Source organism: Pseudomonas sp. CBS, assembly GCF_024734645.1.
Lineage (GTDB): Bacteria > Pseudomonadota > Gammaproteobacteria > Pseudomonadales > Pseudomonadaceae > Aquipseudomonas.
This window is the reverse complement of the sequence record NZ_CP102929.1, coordinates 6,413,831-6,431,758: the sequence shown is the minus strand read 5'-3', so window position 1 is coordinate 6,431,758 and position 17,928 is coordinate 6,413,831. Positions and strand designations below refer to the sequence as shown.

Below are 17,928 nucleotides of genomic sequence, written 5' to 3'. Positions count from 1 at the left end.
CCCCAATCAGCGGTTATGCCGATCCATAAAACTCAAGGTCTGGTACAGCGCCTGCATTCTTGGCAATTCACAACCCGCCGCCTTCGCCGCCGCCAGGGGGCGTGCGTAAATCGCCGCCAGTTCCAGCGGGCGCTTGTGCACGTAATCGTGATACATGCTGGGCAGGTAGTCATCCATGCTTTCAGTCATGGTGAACATCTGCCCGGCGTAACTGGCGGGGATTTCATGCCCGCAGGCGTGGGCGCCCTGCACCACTTCGGCCATCAGCGCCTGGATCAGTTCGCGGCTGGATTCATCCGCCATCATCGCCGTGGTGCCGGTGCCGAACACGACGGAGAGACCGTTGTAAGGTACGTTCCACACCAGTTTATGCCAGCGTGCCTGATGCACATTGGCCATGGCCTGGGAGTCGATACCGGCCTGGTGAAACAGCGCGGCACCTTCTTCGACAATGGCCTGCCGATGAGTGTCATCGTTGACCGCGGGGCCACTGTGGTAACCCAGGTTGACCCGACCCAGCGCCTGATGCTCGACAATCCCGGGACCGGAACGGTGCACGCCGATGTAACACAGGCCACCCAGCAGGTGCAGCGACGGCGGCAGGTGTTCACGCAGGCTGTCTTCGACATCGAGGCCGTTTTGCAGCAGCACGACTTTGGCGTCCGGGGCGGCAATCTGGGCGATGGTCGGGGCCAGTTCGACATTCCCCGTGGACTTGGTGCCCACCAGCAGCCAGTCGCACGGCGGCATGTCGGCGGCGCGGGCATAGGCCTGCACCGGGTGCAGGTGCAGGGTTCCGTGGAGGGTGCTGTTGAGTTGCAGGCCGCGCTCGCTGACCGCCGCGTACTCGCTGCGCAGCAGGAAATGCACATCGAAACCGGCACGCGCGAGCATCACACCGTAGAAGCCACCAATGGCCCCGGTGCCGATAATCCCGATCCGGGGCGAATGTGTTCTTGCAACTTCGGTCATGGCAATTCCTCTGGTATTCGTTTGAGCGCCTGCTGCACACCCTGAGTCAGGTCGCCGGCGGTCAGACGCGTCAGTGACGCTAATATTCCATGGAATTTCCCGTCGCACACCACAAACAACGCCGGCAGATGAAAGATTTCGTAGCGCTCTACCGCGCCGCCATTGTGGCCTGCGTCCACCCAACAGACCCGGTCCACGGGCAAATCCCAACCGGGTAGTTGCTGGTGCAGGAAGCGGCAGCGCGAGCATCCGTCACCGGTGAACACCACCAGCGAGGTGCCGGGAAGCCCCAATAATTGCTGGTCGATATCCAGATCGGTAAGGTGCAGTTCTTTCACTATACTGCTGCCACCGCCGTCAACTGGACGGTGCTCGGAGTCCGTGTGCATGGGTCGTTTCTTTCCTCACCCTGATGATGTCGCTGTCGAATTAACCCAACGTCCCATTTCCGGCATTTCCCGCCAACGGCTGCACACTATCGGCCTGGGCGGCGTCGCATGCAATTACCCGCGCGCCTGGCGCCAGGGCACCGCCATCGAGATGCGCATCCCTTCATTGGGCTTCACGGCCCGCTACCCGGGCTATGTAGCGTGGTGCCGCAAGGCTGAAAACGGCTACCGCGTCGGCATCACCTTTACCGACGAGCAAGCCTTGTTCGGGGCACGGATGGGCGAGCAAGTGTGCCAGATCCAACGTTACTGCCGACTCCACGAAGGCGCCAGGCCAACCCCCCGGCAGAGCGAAGCCCTGGCCCGGGAATGGGTCACCCGCCATGCCGGCGAGTTCTCCCATGAGGCTTTTGTGCAGCCAGCGCTGGATTAAAGCGGCCTTTGCCCATTGTCTCGCAGCCTTGTAACGCGCTAAGGTTCGGCTCCCCGCTGCACTTAAATCATGCTGTGCTCCGCCGCACGGGGTTCGCTGGCGGCCGGCACCCGTGACCCTGACGAGTAACACGATGGCTGATTTACCGATCAACGACCTTAACGTCGAATCCAACGAGACCCTGATCACGCCCGATCAGCTCAAGCGCGAAATCCCCCTGAGCGACGCTGCCCTGCAGACCGTCACCAAGGGCCGCGAAGTCATCCGTGAGATTCTCGACGGCACCGACCACCGCCTGTTCGTGGTCATCGGGCCGTGCTCGATCCATGACCTCAAGGCTGCCCACGAATACGCCGAGCGCCTGAAGGTGCTGGCGGCAGAAGTGTCCGACACCTTGTACCTGGTGATGCGCGTCTATTTCGAGAAGCCGCGTACCACCGTCGGCTGGAAAGGCTTGATCAACGACCCGTACCTGGACGACTCCTTCAAGATCCAGGATGGCCTGCACATCGGTCGTCAACTGCTGCTGGACCTCGCGGAAATGGGCCTGCCGACGGCAACCGAAGCCCTGGACCCGATTTCCCCGCAGTACCTGCAAGACCTGATCAGCTGGTCGGCGATTGGTGCACGTACCACCGAATCCCAGACTCACCGGGAAATGGCTTCCGGCCTGTCCTCGGCTGTGGGCTTCAAGAACGGCACCGACGGCGGCCTGACGGTGGCGATCAACGCCCTGCAGTCGGTGTCCAGCCCGCACCGTTTCCTGGGTATCAACCAGGAAGGTGGCGTGTCCATCGTCACCACCAAGGGCAACGCCTACGGTCACGTGGTACTGCGTGGCGGCAACGGCAAGCCCAACTATGATTCGGTCAGCGTGGCCCTGTGCGAACAGGCGCTGAACAAGGCGAAGATCAAGCCGAACATCATGGTCGATTGCAGCCACGCCAACTCCAACAAGGACCCGGCCCTGCAACCGCTGGTGATGGAGAACGTGGCCAACCAGATTCTGGAAGGCAACCAGTCGATCATCGGCCTGATGGTCGAAAGCCACCTGAACTGGGGCTGCCAGGCGATTCCAAAGGATCTGGCCGACCTGCAATACGGCGTGTCGATCACCGATGCCTGCATCGACTGGGCTGCCACCGAGACCACCTTGCGCAGCATGCATGCCAAGCTCAAGGACGTCTTGCCCAAGCGCCAACGCGGCTGAGCAAAGACTGCGGACACAAAAACGCCGGGCTAAACCCGGCGTTTTTTTTGATCGTTCCCCCGCTCTGCGTGGGAATGCATCCTGGGATGCTCTGCGTCCCGCCCTACTCAATGCTCAAAGCTTTGCGGCATGGCGCTGGTGGCGCTCCATATAGCGCTCCACGTAGGAGCAGGACGGGATCACCGTATAACCTGCCTCTTCGGCGAACTTCAACGCTTCCTCGGTGAGCGCGGCAGCAATGCCACGGCCTCGCAATGCGTTGGGCACGAAGGTGCGATAGATATCCAGGGTCTGCTTCCCAAGGTCCATATAGGTCAGATAGGCACGATGACCGTCCACATTGGTCTCGAACTGATGACCAGCCTGGTCATGGTGGATGGACAACGCCTCGCTCATCACTACTCCTCGCGGGTCTTGGTTTCTGACCCCTACCTTACCGATGTTTTTCCGGCGAAGGAACATCTACGCCACCCGGTGCCGGTTTCGACAACGAGAAAAGCCACCAGTGCCTCGCACTAGCGCTCACAACCAACACAGGGAAATAGTAGGCGCCAATCGCACAATTGCTCAAGACGCGCTCGTCTTCCGTTGCGCTGGCGGACATAGAAAGGGCCAATCGAGCATCCTTAGGTCGATGGCCTGAACATTGCCGGCAGTTGAAGCTTGAGACGAACACGCGCTCTTAAAGTCACCTCAACATGCACAAAAGATACCGAAGACCGAAAAGACAATCTGAACAATAGTGTCAGGGACGATATATAAAATGACTTATCTTTACATGGCTTAACACATGCCGGCCGGCCCTTTCAGGCTGGATCCAATCCTCGGCCGAGTGCAAGAATCTGGATATTTTTTATACAGACTCTCAAAAGATTAGCCAAAATAGATTGGCCGCGAGAATTTTTTTTGCTTCTTGCGCTACGTCAGTTTACTTACTACAAGTAATGGGTAGTATGTACGCCGGCTATTAGCTCACTCTGAGAGAGTAGTCATTTAATAGAAAGTCCTTGAAGGGGAACACGATGAACAACGTTCTGAAATTCTCTGCTCTGGCTCTGGCCGCAGTTCTGGCTACCGGTTGCAGCAGCGTCTCCAAAGAAACCGAAGCTCGTCTGACTGCAACTGAAGACGCAGCAGCTCGCTCCCAGGCTCGTGCAGACGAAGCCTATCGTAAAGCTGATGAAGCTCTGGCTGCTGCTCAAAAAGCACAACAGACTGCTGACGAAGCTAACGAGCGCGCTCTGCGCATGCTTGAAAAAGCAAGCCGCAAGTAATAATCCTTCGGGATTGTTATCAAGCCGGTCCATTCTTGGATCGGCTTTTTTTTGCCCGCAATTTGACAGGATTCCAGACAATAAAAAACCCGTCACCGCGCGAGGCGATAACGGGTTATGGATCGTGCAGGCTTATTGCTGCAGATCGACCGGCGTACTCGACACCATTGGCGCCCCGCCCGGTACACCGATTTCCGTCGGCAAACCGTCTTCGGCGGCAACCACATCACGCACCTGGTCCCAGTTGACCCGCAGGTTGTTGGACAGGTCTTCACGCTTGAGCAAAGCGTTGATCACCGCGGTGTGCTTGTCGACTACCGATGGCGTGCCATCGTCGTTCAACGGCGTATGCGCCTCCAGGTAAACCTTGCCACCGGCTGCGCCGAACTTGTAGGCGTCGTTGATAATCCGCACCGAGGTACCCACCGGCACCATGTCGGCCATTTCCAGCACGTTGTTGTTGAACATGCGGAAGCAACCGTGGCTGGTACGGGTACCGATGCCGAATTTCATGTTGGAGCCGTGGATCAGGTAGCCGGGCGTGCCCAGGGTGAACTTGAACGGCCCCAACGGGTTGTCCGGGCCAGCCGGCACCACGTTGGGCAACGGGTCGCCATTGGCGGCGTGTTCGGCCTTGATCGAGGCTGGCGGGGTCCAGGTCGGGTTCGGGATCTTGCCCGTGATCGTGGTGTGGGCCACCGGTGAACCCCAGCCTTCACGGCCAATCCCCAACGGGAACGTGTACACCACGTTCTGGCCCTTGGGGTAGTAATAGAGCCGGTATTCCGCCAGGTTGATCACGATGCCTTCACGGGGGCCGGGTGGCAGGATGAAGCGCGTCGGCAACACGATCTCGGTACCCGCCCCCGGCAACCAGGCATCGACGCCCGGGTTGGCCGCGACCATCTCCGAATAACCCAGGTCGTAGGTGGTGCCCAGGTCAGCGAAGGTATCTTCGTACTTGGCCTTGATCACCTGGACCTGGCCAACGATATCTTCACCCGGTGGCGGCAAAGGCAACTGCAACGCTGCAGCAGAACCGGCCGCGCAGAGCGCAGCAAGAGACAGGCAGCAGGTGACGGCGGAAAGGCGCGACAACATCCGGGAATTCCTTCGCAGATCGACGGGTAGTAAAAAATGGATTGTACACGGCTGCCCGGCGGGCACCCATATTCAAAGTTCGAAGCGCAGCTCTGGCCAGATCGGCGGTGTGCCGCGCTTTTGCGACTCGAGGATCGCCCGGCACAGGGGGCACAAACGCTGGTCCTGGAAGATCGAGCGATCCACCGACGACCAACGCGGCTGGGCAGGCAATAACGTACCGCAGAGGGTGCGGTCGATCGACCCACCCAACTCCAATTGACGCGTCACCAGATGCACCCGGACTTCCTGGCAGGCGAACAGATCCAGCTGTTCGTCAGGCTCGATCAGTTGGTAGGCAAACAGGGACCAGGCAGGACGCGACATCGGGGGCTCCAAATCGGGGGGGCGCCACCTTAGCCGAAAGACCGCTGCTAGAAAAGCGTCATAGCAGTGGTTTTAGCGTTGGCCAGACATTTTCCAGCAACTTGCCCTGCGCGCCAACCGCCGGGTGCAATTGGTCAGCCTGCATCAGCTCCGGATGACCACCGACGCCTTCAAGGAAAAACGGCACCAGCGGGACACTTTTTTCCTGAGCCAGGTCCCCGTAGACCTGCGCAAATGCGGTGGTGTATTTCGGTCCGTAATTAGGCGGCAACTGCATGCCTAACAGCAGCACCTTGGCACCGCTGGCCTTGGACTGGTCAATCATCGATGCAAGATTTTGTTTCAATTGCGCAGGTGGCTGCCCACGCAAGCCGTCATTACCGCCCAGCTCAATGATCACCAGGTCCGGCTTATGCTCTGCAAGCGCCACCGGCAGCCGCGCCAGGCCTCCGGCACTGGTGTCACCGCTGATGGAGGCGTTGACCACTTTATCGTCGAAACCTTCGCTCTTGAGCCGTTGTCCCAACAACGCTACCCACCCTTTGCTGGTATCCAGTCCGAAACCGGCACTGATACTATCGCCAACGATCAGGACTGTACCCGCCGCTGCGTTCTGGGCCATGCACATCAAGGCCAGGCCAGCACTCAAAAACCACATTCGCATTGGATTCTCCATGGGCGCAAGCATTCTCACCGCGCGAAACCTTAGCAAAGTGGTTCCCAGCGCGGAAGGTGAACTGACTATCCTGCACGAACTGAGCCTGGAACTGAACAAGGGCGATAGCCTGGCTATCGTCGGCGCCTCCGGTTCCGGCAAATCCACCCTCCTCGGCCTGCTGGCCGGCCTCGACCTGCCGAGCAGTGGCGAAGTCACCCTCGCCGGCCAAGCCCTGAGTACCCTCGACGAAGACCAGCGTGCGCGCATCCGCGCCGAGCACGTGGGGTTTGTGTTCCAGTCCTTCCAGTTGCTCGACAGCCTCAATGCGCTGGAAAACGTGATGCTGCCCCTGGAACTGGACGGCCGCAAGGACGCCCGCGAACGTGCCAGGCACCTGCTGGAGCGCGTCGGCCTGGGCCAGCGCCTTACTCACTCGCCGCGCCAACTCTCGGGCGGCGAACAGCAACGGGTAGCGATTGCCCGGGCGTTTGCCGCCGAACCGGACGTGCTGTTTGCCGACGAACCCACCGGCAACCTCGACAGCCACACTGGCGAGCGTATCAGCGACCTGTTGTTCGAACTCAACAAAGAGAGCGGCACGACCCTGGTGCTGGTGACCCATGATGAGCGCCTGGCCCACCGCTGCCGCCGCCTGATCCGTCTTGAAGCCGGCCTGATGGTCGCGCCCCTGGAGCCTTGATGGCACGCTTGCCCTTGTTGCGCCTGTTCAGCCTTGCCCTTCGCCAGTTGCTGCGCGATGCCCGCGCCGGCGAACTGCGTGTGCTGTTTTTCGCCCTGCTGGTGGCCGTCGCCGCCAGCACCGCCATTGGCTACTTCGGTGCGCGCCTGAACGGCGCCATGATGTTGCGTGCCACGGAATTCCTCGCGGCCGACCTGGTGCTGGAAGGCAGCTCACCCGCCCGTACCGAGCAAATCCAGAGTGGCACCGAGCTGGGATTGCAGCATGCCAGGGTCGTGGAGTTCTCCAGTGTTATTGCCACCGACAACGGCATCCAGCTCTCCAGCATCAAGGCGGTCAACGACGAGTACCCGTTGCGCGGCGAGCTGAAGAGCGCCGCAGAACCCTTCGCCGAGGAAACCGCCGGGGGTGGTCCCAAGCCCGGTGAAGCCTGGGTGGAAGCGCGATTGCTGACGGCACTGAACCTGAAAATCGGTGACAGCATCGACGTCGGCATGAAGACCCTGCGCCTGGCCCGCGTGCTGACCTACGAGCCGGACCGCGCCGGCAACTTCTATAGCCTGACGCCCAGGGTGATGATCAACCTGGCCGACCTCGACGCCACCGGCGTGGTGCAACCGGGGAGCCGTGTCAGCTATCGCGACCTGTGGCGCGCGCCCCAAGGCGGCACCGTACTGCAAACCTATCGCGACCTGATCAAGCCCGGCCTGGCTGCCAACCAGCGGCTGCAGGATGCGCGGGACGGCAACCAGCAGATCGGCGGTGCCCTGGGCAAGGCCGAACGTTACTTGAACATGGCCAGTCTGGTGGCGGTGCTGCTCTCGGGCGTGGCGGTGGCGTTGTCGGCGAACCGCTTCGCCAGCCGACGCTTTGATGCCAGTGCCTTATTGCGCTGCCTCGGGCTGTCCCGGCGCGAGACCATGCTGCTGTTCAGCCTGCAATTGACCGTGCTGGGCCTGCTGGCCAGCCTGACCGGCGCCCTGCTCGGCTGGCTCGCACAATTGGGGTTGTTTGCGCTGTTGCATGACTTGCTGCCGGCGGACGTTCCACCCGGCGGGCTGTTGCCGGCGATTGCCGGGATTGGTACCGGGCTGGTCGCCCTCGCCGGTTTCGCCCTGCCGCCATTGGCCGCGCTGGGGCGCGTGCCACCGTTGCGGGTATTGCGGCGCGACCTGCTGCCGATCCCTTCCAGCACCTGGATGGTCTACGGTGCCGCGCTGTTCGCACTTGGCCTGATCATGTGGCGCTTGAGCCTCGACCTGGTACTGACCTTCGCCCTGCTGGGCGGTGGTGTGATTGCCGCACTGGTTCTCGGCGGTCTGCTCCTGCTGCTGTTGCAAAGCCTGCGACGCCTGCTGGCCCGTGCGTCCCTGCCCTGGCGCCTGGGGTTGGGCCAGTTGCTGCGTCATCCCTTGGCGGCGGCGGGCCAGTCCCTGGCATTCGGGCTGATCCTGTTGTCCATGGGCTTGATCGCGCTGCTGCGTGGCGAATTGCTCGACACCTGGCAAAACCAGTTGCCCAAGGACGCCCCCAACTATTTCGCGCTGAACATTCTGCCCGCCGACAAAGACACCTTCGGCGCACGCCTGCTGGAATTGCAGGCACAGTCTGCACCGCTGTATCCGGTAGTGCCGGGCCGATTGATCAGCATCAATGGCGCCCCGGTGCAGGAAATCGTCAGCAAGGACTCCAGCGGCGATCGTGCGGTACAGCGCGACCTGAGCCTGACCTGGGCCGCCGACCTGCCGCCAGGCAACACGCTGACGGCGGGTTCGTGGTGGACGGCGCAACCCACCGACGAGATTCCCGGCGTCTCGGTGGAGGCCAAGGTCGCTGACAGCCTGAAACTCAAGCTCAACGATCACCTGGTCTTCACCGTCGGCGGAGAAAACCGTGAAGCGCGGGTTACCAGCCTGCGGGAGATCAACTGGGATAACTTCCAGCCGAACTTCTTCATGATCTTCCAGCCAGGCACCTTGAAGGACCTGCCTACCACCTACCTGACCAGCTTCTACTTGGCACCCGGTCATGACCAGCAGATCGTCGACCTGTCCAGGGCCTTCCCGGCGGTGACCATCCTGCAAGTGGAGGCGCTGCTTGAACAGCTGCGCAGCATCCTCGCCCAGGTCACCCTGGCGGTGGAGTATGTGCTGTTGTTTGTCCTGGCTGCGGGGATGGCTGTGTTGTTCTCCGGGCTCCAGGCAACCCTCGATGAGCGGATTCGCCAAGGTGCCCTGCTGCGGGCGCTGGGAGCAGAGCGCAAGTTGCTGGTCAAGGCGCGGCGTATCGAGTTCGGGCTGTTGGGCGCGGTCAGCGGCCTTCTGGCGGCGTTGGGCACGGAACTGGTGACACTGGTGCTGTATCGCTACGCGTTCGACCTGGTCTGGCACCCCCATCCGTGGCTATTGCTGCTGCCGGTGATCGGTGCGGTACTGATCGGCGGTGCCGGTGTGTTTGGCACTCGTCGCGCGCTGAATGCCAGCCCGTTGACGGTGCTGCGCGAGGGCTGAAAACGCAAATGGCCCGCACTCTATCAAGAGGGCGGGCCATCCGTTGTTACTTCACATATTCGATGGCGGTGATCCACCAGCACACTTCGCCGCTCGGGGTCTGCACGAGCGCCTCGTCATCCACCTCTTTGCGCAGCAACGCACGCGCCATGGGTGAATCGATGGAGATGTAGTCCATGCGTTCATAGATCTCATCGTAACCTACGATACGAAAGCGCTTGGTCTCGCCCTGTTCGTTTTCGATCTCCACCCAGGCGCCGAAGAACACCTTGCCTTCCTGCTCCGGCATGTACTCCACCACGCGCATGTCTTCCAGACGCTTGCGCAAATAGCGCACCCGGCGATCAATCTCCCGCAGCAGCTTCTTGTTGTACTGGTAGTCGGCGTTTTCGCTCCGATCTCCCAGGGAAGCGGCCCACGTGACTTTACGGGTGGTATCAGGACGCTTTTCTCGCCACAGGTAATCAAGCTCCTTTTTCAGGGCTTCATGACCTTCTTTGGTAATCAGCTTGGTGCTCAAAAGCTCTACATCCCCTGGAAGTTTCCAATGTTCAGACCCGCTGCTGCATCCGGCACAACGCATTTAACGCCCGATGCCAGCGGTGGAGGTCGATGATAAATGAACAGAGGAAAGTAGCCAGACCTACCGATGGATTCTGCCCCTCAGCGTCAATCTGCATCTTGCCCAAGCAGCCGGCTTTCAGGCTGGCTGCGTCCGGTCTCAGCCAGCCGTGCAAGCGACTCGTCCAGGGTTTGAAGCGCGACCCTCAGGTTTTCCCGCAGGACAGGCAACTGAACCAGTGCAGCCGTCAGTTGTTCCTCCTTGTGACTGACCACCCGTTCACGGTTCTGCACCTGAGCTTCCTCGCTCTCCAGGTAGCGTGCACGCTCGTCCATTCGACGCTGCTCTGCCTGGTTTAACACCGAGCACCCCGCCAGATGCTCCTCCCGGGTAGTCAGCGTGCGGGCCAACTGTTCCAGGGAAGTTTCTTTTTCGGCAACTTTCTCGGCACTCCGTTGAATCTCCTGCTCAAGCTCGAGCTTTTCCTGGCGCAGTTCGAGGCGTCGTTGCTCAAGTGCTTCCTCCTGCTTGAGCACGCTGAGCTTTTGCTGCGTCAACTCTTGCGCCACTCGGGAAAGATTGGCCAGCGTATCGTCCACCTCGAACAGGGAGGCCGTGTCCTGCCGGGCAGCCAGCGGCGCCTGGTGGGTGGGTTCAGGCTGTGGCGCTACCGGTGCCTGCGGAGGCACGACGACTACCGGCGCCTCGATGGGCGGCTCGATCAGTGGCTCGGTTATCTCGAACATATCCACGGGTGCCTGTGACACCGGTTCGGGCAACGGCGGCGGGGGCTCGGAAGGGTCCGCGGCCCTCGTAGGAGAAATCATCCTTGAGGAGAAACGAATCGAAGGGACAATCAACGAGTTGCTTTCGATGGCGGGCAAACCGGGCGTCGAGGTTCCCAGGGTAATGACCTTCATCACCAGGGATTTCTTGATCGTCAACGAGTGATGATCTTCAGGCCTGGCGGGAGGCAGCTTGCAGCCTTTCAGGTCAACAAAATGATAAGGAATCTGAGCTTCGCCGGTGTTTGCGGACTTGGTACCGGATGCTGCGGCAAGCGTCAGTATTTGCTTGAAGACATGGGTCGCTGTTTGCAGGTCTTCCTTGGAATCTATCGCGCCCAGAAAGTACCGATCGGACTTTTTTCGCAACGCTGCGATGTATACCCGTGAACTACCGGGTTCTGTCTCTTCATCCAGACTATAGGCAAGAAAGTTCGAAGCGATCTGAGCCACTGCAAAACCACACAGCAGTGCGCCGTTGACCGGTGCATCATGCCCGGATTGTTCAAGAACAAGGGTACGTAGAAGCAGCATGACGTTCAGGCTCCATTTCAAATTGGCAGAACAAATACACGCCAAATAAACAACGACAGTAATTAAAACATCAAAAGCCTAACAATTGTTTCAGCGAGCCATCGCTTGACACGTAGGACTTATCTTATTCAGGCGCTTCAACGTTTCCAAGACTGCCTATTGAACGTACCATTTTTTAACAATACGACCCTGGACACGCGCATAACAAAATATTTCAACTTTTGACTTTTCGAACATTCACAACCTGCCGCTCATGCAGGTTATTCGAGGTCTCGACTTAACCGAGCCTTGCCATAAACATTCAGTAGAAAAGCATAATGATCGAGATAACGAGCCTGACAAAAAGGATGGGCGGGAAAAACATCATCCACGACTTTTCATTCAATGCCCAACCTCAGGAATGCCTGGGATTGTTTGGAAATGATGGTGCGGGAAAAACAACTATCGTCAAAATGATAGCAGGCTCGATTCCCCCCTCTTCAGGCCATGTAAAAGTATTCGGTTACGATATTGTCCTCAATACACTCCAGGCGAAGAAAATCACCGGCTACCAGCCAGAACGATGCCTGAGCCATAGCGTAATGAGCGTAAAGGGCTTCCTCAGCTTTATTGCCGACATGCGCGGATTCCGCGGCGCGGAAAAACGCAAGATGATTGACCGCGCAGCCGCACGGCTTGAACTTTGCCGGATACTCAAATACCCCATCGAAACCCTCCCGGCAGGGTTGAAACGTAAAGTAGCCATCGCTCAGGCAATCCTGCATGAGCCCAGCCTGCTGTTGCTCGATGAGCCAACGGAAGGTCTGAATGCCGACCAGAAACACAAAGTCAGAATGCTCATCAAGTCGCTGACCGACGAAATGACGATCATTGTCGCGTCCCGCACGCCCGAAGCGTTGACCGGCATTTGTAATCGGGCACTGATCATCGCCGACGGTCAATTAGTGGCAGACACTTCCTTGTCCGAACTGCAGCGCGGTTCCCGGCATTACCAGGCAGTCACCCTTGCAGCCGACACGCCGCTGGACCTGTTGGCCCTGGCGGTATTACCCGGGGTTGCCGGCATCGAGGAAGACCGCGAGACGCCCGGCACAGTGACCGTACTCGCCATGCCGGGGCAAACCATTTACCCCCATATCAACGCACTGATCACCCAGCGCCGCTGGAAAATCAATACCCTGACCCTGGAGCCCGGACGCCTGGATGACGTTATCCATCACATGAGCCAGGAGGCTTCGGTTTGAAACTTCTACCGGTCATCATCAAGCGTCAACTGGCCAGTTACTTTTCCGCGCCCATCACTTACCTGAGCACTGCTGTTTTCCTGATCGCCGCCGCTGTATGTGGCTTCCATACAAGTCAGCTACTGGAACAAAACAGCGTTGACTTGCATGGCTTCTTCCAACTGCACCCATGGCTTTATTTGCTGTTGACCCCTGTGCTTTCCACACAACTTTGGGCGGATGAACACACTGCGGGCTCCATGGACTTCCTGAGCACCCTGCCCGTCACGGGTTTCGAAAGGGTCGTCGGGAAGTTTTTGGCGGCCTGGATTGTTTCTGGCATTGCCTTGATGTTGACCTTTCCCATTGTTATCACGGTTAATTACTTTGGAAACCCTGACAATAGCGTCATTGCCTCCCAATACTTTGGAAGTTGGCTACTCGCCGGAAGTTATCTATCGGCGGGCAGTTTTATTTGCACACTGACACACCATCGCCTCATCATATTTACGGTCACCCTGTGTTTACTGCTGGTCGCGAGCGGATTGTCTTCCATTCTTGATGCCATTGAACATCAAGCGCCGATCTGGCTCATCGACCGCGTTACGTCCCTCAGTCCTTCAACCCGCTTTGACGCCATGGACCAAGGGGTACTGGCGCTTCAAGACAGTTTGTACTTCATCAGCATCATCGTCACCTTTCTCGCCATGACGACTATTGCCCTGAACGTCAGAAACCGTTGAGAAGGACACGCCGCGATGAGAACGCCGTTAAGCGCCAGCATCACAATCATCACCCTACTGTTACTCTTTCTTGCTTTTAACCTGGTGTGGGCACTGAAACTCCCAACTATACGACTGGATTTTTCAGAACATAAAATCCATACATTATCCGAACCTGTACGGACACTGCTCGCCTCACTGGAGCGACCGGTTGACCTGTACTTTTTCAACTCAAGCAAACATCCAAAAAAATCCAATGCCGTGAAAAGCTACGCCAAGCGGGTCGAGTGGTTGCTCAAGGAGTATGAAAAAGCGGCAAAAGGCAAAATCAACCTGCACCTCATCGATCCCAAGCCTTTTTCGGAAGACGACTACAAAGCCAGGTTACTGGGGCTTGACGACCAACAAGGATTCTTCGGCCTTGTCGGTACCAGCACGGGTCATGCGCCACATAGCATCCAGGCATTCAGCCTGGACCGGGAGTCGCTGCTGGAATATGAGATCAGCCATCTGCTTCATAAAGTGATCCACCCGGAGCAACCGGTGATAGGCCTGATATCCACGCTGCCAATGGACGGCGAACGGGATGAGCAGAGCGGCGTGAATACGCCTCCCTGGCAGTCATTGCAGGCGCTGCGCCGCCAATTCAACCTCGTGAGCCTGGAGCCAGGCATCGAGAAAATTCCCGAACACATCAAAACCTTGATGGTGGTCCATCCCGGCAAACTGCCTGATCCTACCCTGTACGCAATCGATCAGTTCGTATTGGGTGCAGGCAAGTTGATGATGTTTATCGACCCGCTTGCCGGGCTGGATACCAGCGTCGCAGCCCCGGAAAACGCCAGACTGGACGCATTGCTGACTGCCTGGGGCGTCCAGATGCACGCGAATAAGGTAATCGCCGATCATGACCACGCCACTTCAGTGATCATGACCACAGGCCAGCCTGCGGTGCGCCATCCCGCTGCGCTGACCTTGCCGCGCTATGCGATGGCACAGGATGACATCAGCAGCTGGAAGCTCCACAGCGTCAATGTCTTGAGCAGCGGAGCGCTGGCCCCCGCCAAGAAGAGCCGCATGACCTTCACCCCGCTGCTGCAAAGCTCCGGGCAAGCGGCCTTGTTTGATGCTGAGCGCTTTGCCCTGCCGGCTCAGTTCGATTCGCTGATTTCCGAGGCTGCCGCCCGTGGTCAGCAACAGGTCATCGCCGCCCGCATTGAGGGGCCTGCCTACTCTGTCTTTCCTGATGGGATCAGCGGGCGTAAAGCCGGCTTGCAAAAGGCTGTGCACATCCATGTCGTGATAGTCGCGGACACTGATCTGCTCAGCGATCGTGTGGCTGGAATGCTCCACGACAACCACGCGCCGAGTGGCCCCTCGTCAGATAACGCGATGTTTGTCTTGAACACCCTGGATAACCTGACCGGGCCTGACACCCTGATGAATGTTCGCCCCCGCACAGGTGGCGGTCGATCGCTGCAGGTGTTACAGGCAATGCGCGAAGACGCGGCACGGGCCTTCCAGGAAAAGTCCGCCGAACGAACGCAACGCCTGGAGCAAACGGAAAAGGAATGGCAATTGCTGAACCCCCGGACGGCCTCGCCGGGCGCCCAAGTCGTAACTTCCAACGCATTGCTGCAAGCGCTCAACAGGGAACGCTTGCGACTACCCATGGAAATTCAAGCGCTGAAGGTTCAGTCATACGCCGAGGTTCACGCCCTGGAGCGCAAAGTGAAACTGCTCAATATCCTGCCTGTGCCGCTGATACTGTGCCTGATTGCGTGGGGTATTTTCCTGCTGCGCCGCCGTCGCCTGCATCTGTCTCCTACGGCGTTTCACTGAGGGCTCAGCGCCGGGCTATCAGCCCTTGCCGGGCTATCCGGGTCAACTGGCGTATCACTTCGCCCGCGTCGCTGGCACTGGGGGCTTGAATAACGGCCAGGTCAAAGCTGTTGGACGCAAAGCGCGCAAGGGAATCGCCGTCTTCGACAAACTGGATCAAAAAGGCCGAAGGCCGCCCCGTGCGACGTGGCCAACCATCCAGATAACGCAGTAGCGTCGGTTGGTGCTTGCCGCCCAAGAGGATTTTCGGATTGCGTTGGGTAAGGTCCGCGGTGATCGGGGCCAGGCGTATAAGGGGGCGTAATGCATTCATCGTGTCGTGTCTCTGCCTCAAAAGTCTGCGGGCAGGTGAGAGGCAACACCGAACCAGCGCTTTAGCGGAATTTCGAAGCTGGCCCAGGGCTCTGGCTTCTGTCGGGACTGTGATCAGTCACCGGTGGCGCCCCGCAATTAGCTGTTTAAATCGGCGCAAGCAACATCCTAGAGAAGCCTGTAGGGCGGTGTCAAGAATCCCGAGCAATGAAAAGGCCCGCACGGGGCGGGCCTTTAAACGGGTTTACGCGGTATCAGTGAGTGATGGCGCGGTCGGCAGACAATTTGCCAGCACCTTCCGACAAGACCGCCAGCGTACCGCCCAGCAACGCCAGGGCGAACTCGTAACCGTTGTTAGCCATGAACAAACCGTTATGGATATGCACCGAGAAAATCGCCACCAGGGAAATGATCGACAAGCCCAACGCCGCAGGTCGCGCCAGCAGGCCAATGATCAGCGCCAGCCCGGCGAAGAACTCGGTACCACCCGACAACAGCGCCATCAAGGTACCCGGTGCCAGGCCGATGCTTTCCATCCACTGGGCAGTGCCCGCCAGGCCACCCCCGCCAAACCAGCCAAAGAGTTTCTGCGAACCGTGGGCGGCGAAGATGATCCCGACAAAAATCCGCAGGATCGTCAGGCCGTAGCCGGCGCGGGTGGAGAGGATGCGGGTGATCAATGGGCTCATGCTGATAATCCTTTTCGATGTAGGGGTTGGTTGGCCGCTATATTAATCAGTTTAGGCAATGATAAAAGCCGATAAAACGGCTAATAACCATCGACTTAATAGATTATTTCCGTGACGCAACTCGTGGCGCTGCCGGCTCCAACGACTCCCGTTCCCGATCGAACGCCAGGTAATACTTGTTCACGCTATTAACATAGCTGACGCCACCCATTCCCACCTGCTCCATGGCAATGCGCTCCACTTGGAAAAACCATTGGTTTGGGTTAAGCCCGCGCCGCCGCGCTTCGGCGCGCATGCCCTGCACCCGCTCCGGGCCCATGTTGTAGGCCGCCAGCACAAACGCCATGCGCTCGCGTTCGTTGAGCTTGGGGCTTGAGAAAAACTTGCGCCGGATCATCGCCAGGTACCGCGCGCCCGCCTGCACATTGCTGTCCAGGCTCTCGATGTTATTGACCCCAACCCGCTGCGCCGCCGATGGCGTGATCTGCATCAGCCCCGTAGGCCCGCCGCTGCTTCTGGCGCCGGGGTCGAGGGCAGACTCCTTGAACGCCAGCGCGGCCAGGTTCAGCCAATCCATGCCCTGCTCACGGGCATGCTTTTGCAGCACCGGGCGCAGTTTTTCCAGGCGCTGACGGTCGGCACGGGCCAGTGGATAACGCACTTGATACAGGCGGCGGTAGATACGCTGAAAGGCTACGTCCTGATCGGACGGGGTGTGGTAGGTCTTGAGGAAACGATCAATGCTGGCCCGCAGCATCGAAGCATCCTGGCGTACAAACCAATACTCTTCGCCCGGCTCGCTGATGGCTACTTGCCGGTCAAACCGCAGCTTGGGCAGGATCTTCGCCCAGCGCTCGGCAATCGGTCGCTCGACAATGGTCAGGTGGAAAATCCCGGCCTGGACCATCTCCAGCACGTCTTCCACCGCCAGGCTGGGGTCGACCCATTCCACCTTCACCGGCGGCAGCTTGTGCAGGGCGAGCTTCTGGTTGACCTGATTGATCGCGTCCGACGCGGCACTGCCGGTGGTCAAGGCGAGGGTGCGCCCGGACAATTGCTCAAGCTTGGTAAACCGCCGCTCACCCTTGAGCCCTACCAGCCACAACGGCACATCGCTGGCAATCGGGTCGCTGGCGGCAATCTTGTGGGCAGCCTTCACATCAAGCAATTCGCCGGGGGCCACCAGGTCGCCCTCGCCACGGGCCAATGCGCCAATCAGTTGATCCTTGGCTTTGGGAATAATCTTGAGGTTGATCTCTTCACCGTCACGAGCGTGACCGTTGAGGTATTGCTCGAAAGCGCGCAGGCGGTGGTATTCAACACCGATGGCCTGGCCCTGGACTTCACCGGAACTGTTGCGACTCTGGTTGACCAACACCCGCAAGGTGCGGCTGCTGCGGATCTGCGCGAGGTCCCGGACCTTGCCGGGCTTGGTGACTTCCAGCGGCCCGTCCAGACGCGCAACCGCCGCCATGGGCAGCAGTAACGTCAGGCACAACACAAGCAACGCCGAGGGTCGGATCATCCGCTCTCCGGAAGAAAGAATACTGCCCATTGCTTCGCGCAAAACGAGGCGTTGGGGGACAGAAACAGAGCGCCATGAGCGCAGGCTTTGGGCGCAAGGGTGGCACGGCAGATGGCGACAA

General features: G+C 59.2%; 19 protein-coding genes. 8 read left to right on the top strand and 11 right to left on the bottom strand.

What is annotated here, in order from left to right; genetic code table 11:
• Nucleotides 1–6 precede the first annotated feature (6 nt).
• Nucleotides 7–972: a putative 2-dehydropantoate 2-reductase gene (locus NVB75_RS29330; RefSeq protein ID WP_258344522.1), complete on the bottom strand. Its 966-nt coding sequence runs from the start codon at nt 970–972 to the stop codon at nt 7–9.
• A complete protein-coding gene (locus NVB75_RS29325; protein ID WP_167662558.1) occupies nt 969–1,361 on the bottom strand; it encodes a thioredoxin in 393 nt (130 codons plus the stop codon). The genes NVB75_RS29330 and NVB75_RS29325 overlap by 4 nt, the downstream gene beginning before the upstream one ends.
• On the opposite strand from NVB75_RS29325, the gene NVB75_RS29320 reads away from it, so the two are divergent.
• Nucleotides 1,360–1,794, top strand: coding sequence for a PilZ domain-containing protein (locus tag NVB75_RS29320; protein WP_063032096.1), 435 nt, complete (start codon nt 1,360–1,362; stop codon nt 1,792–1,794). The genes NVB75_RS29325 and NVB75_RS29320 overlap by 2 nt on opposite strands.
• Before the next feature lie 133 nt (nt 1,795–1,927).
• Nucleotides 1,928–3,004 (top strand): 3-deoxy-7-phosphoheptulonate synthase, encoded by a 1,077-nt coding sequence (locus NVB75_RS29315; protein ID WP_017477367.1) that lies wholly within the window; start codon nt 1,928–1,930, stop codon nt 3,002–3,004.
• A 114-nt stretch (nt 3,005–3,118) separates the two neighbouring features.
• Here the strand turns inward: NVB75_RS29315 and NVB75_RS29310 are convergent, their stop codons facing one another.
• Nucleotides 3,119–3,400 carry a GNAT family N-acetyltransferase gene (locus tag NVB75_RS29310; RefSeq protein WP_003189869.1) on the bottom strand — a complete coding sequence of 94 codons (282 nt, stop codon included), beginning with the start codon at nt 3,398–3,400 and terminating at the stop codon, nt 3,119–3,121.
• Nucleotides 3,401–4,026: 626 nt separating this feature from the next.
• On the opposite strand from NVB75_RS29310, the gene oprI reads away from it, so the two are divergent.
• On the top strand, nt 4,027–4,278 hold the full coding sequence (gene oprI, locus NVB75_RS29305) for an outer membrane lipoprotei OprI (protein WP_003172710.1): 252 nt from the start codon (nt 4,027–4,029) through the stop codon (nt 4,276–4,278).
• A 132-nt stretch (nt 4,279–4,410) separates the two neighbouring features.
• Here the strand turns inward: oprI and NVB75_RS29300 are convergent, their stop codons facing one another.
• The 3 genes from NVB75_RS29300 to NVB75_RS29290 form a co-directional block, all read right to left on the bottom strand.
• Nucleotides 4,411–5,379, bottom strand: coding sequence for a L,D-transpeptidase family protein (locus NVB75_RS29300; RefSeq protein WP_258344520.1), 969 nt, complete (start codon nt 5,377–5,379; stop codon nt 4,411–4,413).
• Between the two features lie 72 nt (nt 5,380–5,451).
• Nucleotides 5,452–5,745: a hypothetical protein gene (locus NVB75_RS29295; RefSeq protein ID WP_003218723.1), complete on the bottom strand. Its 294-nt coding sequence runs from the start codon at nt 5,743–5,745 to the stop codon at nt 5,452–5,454.
• Between the two features lie 58 nt (nt 5,746–5,803).
• The gene (locus NVB75_RS29290; RefSeq protein WP_258344519.1) at nt 5,804–6,409 is read right to left on the bottom strand and encodes an arylesterase; all 606 of its coding nucleotides are present in this window, start codon (nt 6,407–6,409) and stop codon (nt 5,804–5,806) included.
• Nucleotides 6,410–6,419: 10 nt separating this feature from the next.
• Between NVB75_RS29290 and NVB75_RS29285 the strand changes: the two genes are divergently transcribed.
• Together NVB75_RS29285 and NVB75_RS29280 are read left to right on the top strand one after the other, a co-directional pair.
• The gene (locus NVB75_RS29285) at nt 6,420–7,103 is read left to right on the top strand and encodes an ABC transporter ATP-binding protein (protein WP_010176179.1); all 684 of its coding nucleotides are present in this window, start codon (nt 6,420–6,422) and stop codon (nt 7,101–7,103) included.
• On the top strand, nt 7,103–9,613 hold the full coding sequence (locus tag NVB75_RS29280; RefSeq protein ID WP_258344518.1) for an ABC transporter permease: 2,511 nt from the start codon (nt 7,103–7,105) through the stop codon (nt 9,611–9,613). Before NVB75_RS29285 ends, NVB75_RS29280 begins: the two co-directional genes overlap by 1 nt.
• Before the next feature lie 46 nt (nt 9,614–9,659).
• On the opposite strand, the gene greB is transcribed toward NVB75_RS29280, so the two are convergent.
• On the bottom strand, nt 9,660–10,133 hold the full coding sequence (gene greB, locus NVB75_RS29275) for a transcription elongation factor GreB (protein ID WP_008437752.1): 474 nt from the start codon (nt 10,131–10,133) through the stop codon (nt 9,660–9,662).
• A gap of 149 nt (nt 10,134–10,282) precedes the next feature.
• Nucleotides 10,283–11,494 carry a hypothetical protein gene (locus NVB75_RS29270; protein WP_258344517.1) on the bottom strand — a complete coding sequence of 404 codons (1,212 nt, stop codon included), beginning with the start codon at nt 11,492–11,494 and terminating at the stop codon, nt 10,283–10,285.
• A gap of 317 nt (nt 11,495–11,811) precedes the next feature.
• On the opposite strand from NVB75_RS29270, the gene NVB75_RS29265 reads away from it, so the two are divergent.
• The 3 genes from NVB75_RS29265 to NVB75_RS29255 are packed head-to-tail and all read left to right on the top strand — an operon-like array spanning nt 11,812 to nt 15,281.
• Nucleotides 11,812–12,738 (top strand): ABC transporter ATP-binding protein, encoded by a 927-nt coding sequence (locus NVB75_RS29265; protein WP_258344516.1) that lies wholly within the window; start codon nt 11,812–11,814, stop codon nt 12,736–12,738.
• The gene (locus tag NVB75_RS29260; RefSeq protein WP_258344515.1) at nt 12,735–13,460 is read left to right on the top strand and encodes an ABC transporter permease; all 726 of its coding nucleotides are present in this window, start codon (nt 12,735–12,737) and stop codon (nt 13,458–13,460) included. The genes NVB75_RS29265 and NVB75_RS29260 overlap by 4 nt, the downstream gene beginning before the upstream one ends.
• A gap of 15 nt (nt 13,461–13,475) precedes the next feature.
• Nucleotides 13,476–15,281 (top strand): Gldg family protein, encoded by a 1,806-nt coding sequence (locus NVB75_RS29255; protein WP_258344514.1) that lies wholly within the window; start codon nt 13,476–13,478, stop codon nt 15,279–15,281.
• 4 nt (nt 15,282–15,285) lie between these two features.
• Here NVB75_RS29255 and NVB75_RS29250 read toward each other — a convergent pair whose 3' ends face one another.
• The 3 genes from NVB75_RS29250 to NVB75_RS29240 all read right to left on the bottom strand — a co-directional run bounded on the left by NVB75_RS29250 (nt 15,286) and on the right by NVB75_RS29240 (nt 17,807).
• On the bottom strand, nt 15,286–15,594 hold the full coding sequence (locus tag NVB75_RS29250) for a hypothetical protein (RefSeq protein WP_003218736.1): 309 nt from the start codon (nt 15,592–15,594) through the stop codon (nt 15,286–15,288).
• Nucleotides 15,595–15,847: 253 nt separating this feature from the next.
• Complete coding sequence (locus NVB75_RS29245) at nt 15,848–16,282, bottom strand: DoxX family protein (RefSeq protein ID WP_258344513.1); 435 nt, start codon at nt 16,280–16,282, stop codon at nt 15,848–15,850.
• Between the two features lie 103 nt (nt 16,283–16,385).
• A complete protein-coding gene (locus tag NVB75_RS29240) occupies nt 16,386–17,807 on the bottom strand; it encodes a transglycosylase SLT domain-containing protein (RefSeq protein ID WP_258344512.1) in 1,422 nt (473 codons plus the stop codon).
• Nucleotides 17,808–17,928 lie beyond the last annotated feature (121 nt).

Bases quoted from the DNA above. Each gene is read 5' to 3' on its own strand.
- NVB75_RS29240 (WP_258344512.1), bottom strand. From the start codon at position 17,807: ATGATCCGACCCTCGGCGTTGCTTGTGTTGTGCCTGACGTTACTGCTG.
- NVB75_RS29310 (WP_003189869.1), bottom strand. From the start codon at position 3,400: ATGAGCGAGGCGTTGTCCATCCACCATGACCAGGCTGGTCATCAGTTC.
- NVB75_RS29315 (WP_017477367.1), top strand. From the start codon at position 1,928: ATGGCTGATTTACCGATCAACGACCTTAACGTCGAATCCAACGAGACC.
- NVB75_RS29285 (WP_010176179.1), top strand. From the start codon at position 6,420: ATGGGCGCAAGCATTCTCACCGCGCGAAACCTTAGCAAAGTGGTTCCC.
- NVB75_RS29245 (WP_258344513.1), bottom strand. From the start codon at position 16,282: ATGAGCCCATTGATCACCCGCATCCTCTCCACCCGCGCCGGCTACGGC.
- NVB75_RS29265 (WP_258344516.1), top strand. From the start codon at position 11,812: ATGATCGAGATAACGAGCCTGACAAAAAGGATGGGCGGGAAAAACATC.
- NVB75_RS29255 (WP_258344514.1), top strand. From the start codon at position 13,476: ATGAGAACGCCGTTAAGCGCCAGCATCACAATCATCACCCTACTGTTA.
- NVB75_RS29290 (WP_258344519.1), bottom strand. From the start codon at position 6,409: ATGCGAATGTGGTTTTTGAGTGCTGGCCTGGCCTTGATGTGCATGGCC.
- NVB75_RS29280 (WP_258344518.1), top strand. From the start codon at position 7,103: ATGGCACGCTTGCCCTTGTTGCGCCTGTTCAGCCTTGCCCTTCGCCAG.
- NVB75_RS29270 (WP_258344517.1), bottom strand. From the start codon at position 11,494: ATGCTGCTTCTACGTACCCTTGTTCTTGAACAATCCGGGCATGATGCA.
- NVB75_RS29325 (WP_167662558.1), bottom strand. From the start codon at position 1,361: ATGCACACGGACTCCGAGCACCGTCCAGTTGACGGCGGTGGCAGCAGT.
- NVB75_RS29250 (WP_003218736.1), bottom strand. From the start codon at position 15,594: ATGAATGCATTACGCCCCCTTATACGCCTGGCCCCGATCACCGCGGAC.
- oprI (WP_003172710.1), top strand. From the start codon at position 4,027: ATGAACAACGTTCTGAAATTCTCTGCTCTGGCTCTGGCCGCAGTTCTG.
- NVB75_RS29320 (WP_063032096.1), top strand. From the start codon at position 1,360: ATGGGTCGTTTCTTTCCTCACCCTGATGATGTCGCTGTCGAATTAACC.
- NVB75_RS29295 (WP_003218723.1), bottom strand. From the start codon at position 5,745: ATGTCGCGTCCTGCCTGGTCCCTGTTTGCCTACCAACTGATCGAGCCT.
- NVB75_RS29330 (WP_258344522.1), bottom strand. From the start codon at position 972: ATGACCGAAGTTGCAAGAACACATTCGCCCCGGATCGGGATTATCGGC.
- NVB75_RS29300 (WP_258344520.1), bottom strand. From the start codon at position 5,379: ATGTTGTCGCGCCTTTCCGCCGTCACCTGCTGCCTGTCTCTTGCTGCG.